Source organism: Anaeromicrobium sediminis, from assembly GCF_002270055.1.
GTDB lineage: Bacteria > Bacillota > Clostridia > Peptostreptococcales > Thermotaleaceae > Anaeromicrobium > Anaeromicrobium sediminis.
Genome location: NZ_NIBG01000045.1, coordinates 1 through 6408 on the forward strand (window position 1 = coordinate 1; position 6408 = coordinate 6408).

General features: G+C 29.1%; 6 protein-coding genes. 4 read left to right on the plus strand and 2 right to left on the minus strand.

Annotated features, from left to right (window positions below):
- Positions 1-611: sensor histidine kinase (locus CCE28_RS21575; RefSeq protein ID WP_141228413.1), on the plus strand; the 611-nt coding region annotated here is incomplete at its 5' end.
- Between the two features lie 169 nt (positions 612-780).
- Here the strand turns inward: CCE28_RS21575 and CCE28_RS21580 are convergent.
- Positions 781-2124, minus strand: a complete 1344-nt coding sequence (locus CCE28_RS21580; protein WP_095136286.1) for an APC family permease — start codon at positions 2122-2124, stop codon at positions 781-783.
- A gap of 21 nt (positions 2125-2145) precedes the next feature.
- Positions 2146-3324, minus strand: a complete 1179-nt coding sequence (locus CCE28_RS21585) for a MalY/PatB family protein (RefSeq protein ID WP_095136288.1) — start codon at positions 3322-3324, stop codon at positions 2146-2148.
- A 204-nt stretch (positions 3325-3528) separates the two neighbouring features.
- Here CCE28_RS21585 and CCE28_RS21590 point away from each other — a divergent pair, with 204 nt between their 5' ends.
- The 3 genes from CCE28_RS21590 to CCE28_RS21600 form a co-directional block, all read left to right on the plus strand.
- Positions 3529-4785, plus strand: coding sequence for a MerR family transcriptional regulator (locus CCE28_RS21590; protein WP_095136290.1), 1257 nt, complete (start codon positions 3529-3531; stop codon positions 4783-4785).
- A complete protein-coding gene (locus CCE28_RS23080) occupies positions 4775-5005 on the plus strand; it encodes an IS3 family transposase (protein ID WP_095136292.1) in 231 nt (76 codons plus the stop codon). Before CCE28_RS21590 ends, CCE28_RS23080 begins: the two co-directional genes overlap by 11 nt.
- A gap of 166 nt (positions 5006-5171) precedes the next feature.
- On the plus strand, positions 5172-6408 hold a 1237-nt coding region (locus CCE28_RS21600), incomplete at its 3' end, for an ABC transporter substrate-binding protein (RefSeq protein WP_278277636.1).

Consider the following 6408-nt stretch of genomic DNA (forward strand, 5'->3'; position numbering starts at 1 on the left):
TCATTAATAATTTAATTGATATTACTAAGATTGATTCAGGTTATATGAATATGCAATTTAAAAATTATAATATTGTCAGTATTGTAGAAGATATTACTTTATCTGTAGCTGAATATATAGAAAGCAAAGGAATTAAGCTTATTTTTGATACAGAAATAGAAGAAAAAATCATTGCCTGCGATGCCGAAAAACTTGAAAGGGTTATGCTAAACTTATTTTCTAATGCAGTAAAATTCACAGAATCTAATGGAACTATACAGGTAAATATACATGATAAAGGAGAAAGTATACTTATTTGTGTGAAAGATACAGGATTAGGCATACCAAAAGATATGAGAGAAAAAATATTTGATAGATTTAGACAAGTGGATGCTTCATTACATAGAAAAGCAGAAGGAAGTGGTATTGGCCTATCTCTTGTAAAATCAATTGTAGAGCTACATAAGGGTTTTATTACTGTGGAAAGTGAAGTTGGAAAGGGAAGTACCTTTACACTAGAACTACCAGCAACATTAGCAGGTGAAGAATATGACATAGATGGAGAAATTGCAGCAACAAGTCAGCCCAATGTGGAAAGGATCAGCATTGAGTTTTCAGATATCTACGCATAGAATGAAACTTTAATAATAATGAAAATATTTAAGACATACCTAAGCCTTCTAGTAAAAACTAGAAGGCTTTTATTGAAGCAAAATATTGAAAATAAGGATCTATTGCAGTAGATGTTTTATTTACATTTTCCTCCTTATCTCTATATACTACAACCTTATTGATTGCCTATTAAAAATCACTCGTCAAAGAAATTTTTCCTTTCTTCCAAGTAAAATGACAATATATATAAACGAGTAGCATATAACATGCAGACATTATTATAGTTTTAGATGGTAAATCTGATATTAAAAAATACCCTTGAATACCTTGAATAATTGCAGCCACTACTACAATAATTTTGAATTTCTTTTCAGAAAACTTAAACTTTGAATTTTCATATGCTTCAGGATATTTTTTAGGAAGCATATATGCTGATATAACTGGTAATAAGTTAGCTATTAAAATAGCACCATTCCCTAATTTTGAAATGAACTCTAATGAAAGTCCACTAACTATTGGAACTGCTCCTACAATGTAGAAAATTGTCAATAAATAATGAGGAGTACCATATTTCTCATTTACCTTACCCATAGATTTTGGTAGCCATCCATCAGCACATGCAATTAGTAATCCTTTTGTAACATGAGAAAATGTTGCATTAAGTGTTGTTGCTAGTGCTGTCATTGCACCTCCTATTACAAAGAATAAAAATAAAGGTTTAGAAAGTATTGCTCTTGCAACATTCGTTAATGGTTGAAAAGCAACTTCTTCTAAAGGTAAAACCGCCACTGCAATAGTTGACATGAATGCATATAATATTCCTATACAAATAGTAGTAGTTATTATTGCTAAAGGTATATCCCTACCAGGGTTCTTCATTTCTCCACCCATTTCAGCTATTACTATGGCACCACTTGTTGCAAAAGTTAATAGTGCTGTTGCTACAAAAAATCCTTTTGCTCCACCTGTAAATAACGTAGGACCTGAAAATACTTCTAAATTCACTTTTGGAATACCACCTATTATAAATGCAATAATTGAAGCAACAAGAACGCTTACCATGACACCCTGGATTTTTGCTGCAAAGTCTACCCCAAATAAATTTAAAATATATAATAGTGTTAATATTCCCAATGCTACCATTTTAACTGGAACATTTGGTACTAGACCTTGAAGATAATCGGCAAAGGATATGGCATACATTGCTATTGTAATTTGTCCTAAAAGAAATAAAAGTAAATAAAAGAACCCCATTTTAGGTGATAATAAGCGGCTTGTATAGCGATATAATCCCCCTGTAGTAGGTACAGATGCACCCATAACTGCAATTGGCATGGTCATAAAAATTGTTAGAATTGCAGCTAATATAAAGGACAACACAACACTTCCACCTGTTAATCCAATGCCAATTCCAGTTAAAGCCATGATCCCAGCACCAATAACCTGTCCAGCTGAAATACTCATTGCACCACCTAATCCAATAACCTTTTTAAGATTTTCTTCTTGGCTCTTCAATTGACCCTTGTTTGCCATAAGACTTCCCCCTTTTCTTATTTAATTATGAATTGCTCTTTCAATCCTCTCTAAGGCCTCTTTTAAAATAGACCTAGGACAAGCAAAATTTATTCTTTCAAAACCTTCTCCACCTTTACCAAATATATACCCTTCGTCTAATGCTACTTTTGCTTTTTTCTGAATAATATTCTCTAGTTTCTTTTCATCAGATTCTACCGCATTAAAATCAAGCCATGCTAAATATGTTGCTTCAGGTCTAATTAATTTTACTTCTGGCATTTTTTCTTTAAGGAATTTATCTATAAAATTCAGATTATCTTCTAGATAATCTAGTAATTGTTCAAGCCATTCTTCTCCCTTTTCATAAGCAGCAGTACATGCTACGAGACCAAATATATTAGGAAATTTATTAGTAGTTTTTTCTAATGTGCTTGCTAACTCTTGTCTAATGATTTTATTAGGAACTATTATATTAGATACCTGAAGGCCCGCTATATTAAATGTTTTACTTGGTGCAGTACACATTATTGAATTTTGAGCAAAGCTGTCTGAAATACTTGCAAAAGGAACATGCTTATATCCCTTGTATATTAAATCAGAATGGATTTCATCAGATACAATCAATACATTATTTTCTATACATATATTCCCCAGCTTTTTCAATTCCTCTTCGGTCCAAACTCTACCTACAGGATTATGAGGACTACATAGTAGTAATAGCTTAACTTTTGGATCTTTTACTTTGTTTTCTAAGTCTTCAAAATCCATAACATATTTTCCCTCTTTCAGTTGCAACTGATTATATACGGGGTGACAGCCATTATCTACTATTGCAGATAAAAACGGATAATACACTGGGTTTTGAATAACCACCTTATCTCCTGGACGACAAAAGGTTTGTATAGCATAATAAAGGGCAGGTACTACCCCTGGTGAGAACAGTATAGAATCTTTTTCTATGGTCCAATTTTGTCTTTTTTTATACCAATTAATAACAGCATTATAATATGGCTCTGTTCTTTCACTATATCCATAGATTCCAGACTTTGCTGTTTCAATAGCTGCATCAATAATAGGTTGTGGACACTTAAAATCCATATCTGCAACCCATAGGGGTAATAGTTCTTTATCTCCAAACATTGCCTTTATAAAGCTTGGATTCCATTTTACTGAATGAGTATGTCTTCTATCAACAATTTCATCAAAATTATACTTCATAAATAATCTCCTCTCACTATTTAGATTTTTATAATTTTCTTTAAATTCAGTTTATTTCATAGACTTTACTTCAAATCAATATAGATTATTTTATAAAAAAACATAAAAACATGGAGTTAACTCCATATTCAAAGTGTTTTGAATTATATGTTATTATTTGATAATATAATATATAAATAGGTAAGCTGCTGTAGGAGGATTACTATGAAAATTGGATATGTATCAAAAAAACTTGGTATATCCACTGATACAATTAGGTACTATATTAAAATAGGACTTATCGTTCCTTATAAAAATACAAGTTCTCATCACTATGAATTTTGTGAACAAGATTTAGAAGAGCTATCATTAATTCTTCAATTAAAATCTTTGAATTTTCATTTAGATGAAATACATAAAATTCTCTCATTACATAGAGTCTCATATTTGAATGCTGAAAGAGAAGTTGAGCATTATCTTAAATTGTTAAAAGACAAAAAATCAGAACTTAACTTTAAAATGGAAAAATTACAACAATCTATTGTTGAAATAAACAATTTAATAGATGAAGCTGAGAAGAATTTGTCTACACATTACATACCATCTGGAATTGATCTTAGTTTTTTAAAATTACTTGTATGTAGTGAATGTGATTCATCACTTACCTTAAAAAATGCTACTATAAATAACAATGAAATACTAGATGGTATTTTACAGTGTAGTTGTGGGTATGAAGCAACAATAGAGAATGGTATATTACTAACTTCACAAATATCAGCAACACAATCGTCAAATAATTTTGATATAAATCCTACTCTTTTGTCAGAATATAGTGCAGAACAAGTAAGTTCTTGGAAAAAAGAAATGGATAATCTATTACTAGCTATTAACAATAATGATTTAAATGATAAGGTCATTATAGAAACTAACATAAAAAGATTATTTTTCTTACTTAAAAATATTTCTAAGCTAGATTCTAGAGGTATGTATATTATTACTGAATCTTATCCAGAAGTAATTAAATTTTATAAAACCCAAATTGACCGTTTAAACTTAAACAGAAAAATTCTCTTTATCGTATCTAATAATCATAACTATCCATTAAAAAAGTCCAGTATTGATATTTGGATAGATTATTCAGATTCTAACGAGAATATGGAAAAAGAAGGTATTATTTTACCAAAAACATTAGCAAAATATTTTAAAATTGGTGCAAAAATCTATGGAACCTTTGTTTCAACACCAAACCATGCTCCATATTTAGAGCAATTTAAGAAAACATATCCTAAAGTTAATATGCATGATTTTGTTGATAATAATTTTTTTAACTTAATGGAAAAATCAGGTTATAGCATAATCTCCAAACAATTTACAAGAGAAATATGGGAATATAGTAAACAATCTAAGATTAAAATTACTGGCGTTCCTTCAAAGATGATCTTATATCATTCTACATATAACGGAACCCATAATGATAGCTAACCCATATTACAACAATTTACATCCCTATAGTTTGCACATTTCATATGAATTAAAACAAAATATTACTAATTATATTAATTTCTACAACTTACATCCATCACAAAGTAAACTAAAAGGCATGACTCCTATTAAATTTAGGAATCATGCTAAATTAATTTTTTTGTCATATTTCACATTATTGTTATTATTGAGTATCCAAATCACATTAAGAACAAATTAATACAATTTAGTAAACCCTTTATAATATATACAGCTATATTCAATAGGAATTTTAAGAAGATTAAAATACTTTCTCCTATTTAAATAATTATCAAAAATAAAGGGATTTGTATAAAAATGTAGAATTATTCCTAACATTACCAATTTTCAGAAAAGGAGTATAAGATATGAACATGAGAAAGCTAATGGTTTTATTATTAATTATAATGAATGTATTATCGTTAAATGGAATCGTTTCATTTTCTCAAGAAACTAAAAAAAATCATATACTTGTTCTTAATTCCTATCATCAGGGATATACCTGGACAGATAATATTGTAAAAGGGATAGAAAGTGTTTTAGAGGATGAAAATAATGTAATTCGTATAGAATATATGGATACAAGGATCATAAAGGATGAGAGACATCTAAATAATTTATATGAATTATATAAACATAAATTTAGTAATCATAAATTTGATGTTATTATAGCTAGTGATAACGATGCTTACAATTTTTTGAAAAAATATCATAAATCCTTATTTGAAAATACGCCTATAATATGTTGCGGTCTTAATATTTTTGACGATTTCATAACAAATAGGAACAATATGTTTACAGGTGTTGTAGAAACAGTAGATATTAAAGATACCATAGATATAGCTTATAAATTACATCCAAATATTAAGAATGTAGTTGTTATTGCTGATGAATCTTTAAGTGGAGATATGAATATAGAAATTACAAAGAAGGTTGTTCCTCTCTATAAAGGAAAAATAAAGTTTGATTTTATTCAAAATGATTCAATAGAAGAGATACTAAAAAATATTAAAAAAATCCCTAGGAATAGTATGATCTTTCAAGCTGGACTTTATAAAGACAAGGTTGGGGAGCCTATCTCCATAGAAGAAGGGAATAAAATTATTTCAAAGGCAGTGAATATACCCTTATATAGCTGCTGGGAAATGAATTTATGTAATGGCGTTATAGGAGGAAAGATGGCTAGCGGTTATTCCCAAGGTCAAACAGCTGCCCAAGTGGCTTTAAAAGTATTAGAAGGACAGAATATAAAAGATCTACCATTTATGCAAAAGAGTATAAACAAATACGTTTTTGATTATCATGCAATAAGACAATATAATATAAAACTATCAGACCTACCAGAAGGTAGTATGTTTATAAATAAGCCCTCTCCCTTTTTAAAGATAAAAAAAAGTTTAATGTATCTGGTGATTATGTTGATCTCTGCTGTTCTTGCATTTTTTAATTTTATTCTCTATAAAAATATTTTAAAATTTAGAAAAGCAGAAAGAGAACTCCAAAAAGAAAAGAAAATACTTCAATCAATACTAGATTCAACAGTTGATGGTATTTTAGTTGTAGATGAAGATCGGCACATTGTTAACTATAATAATGGATTTAAAA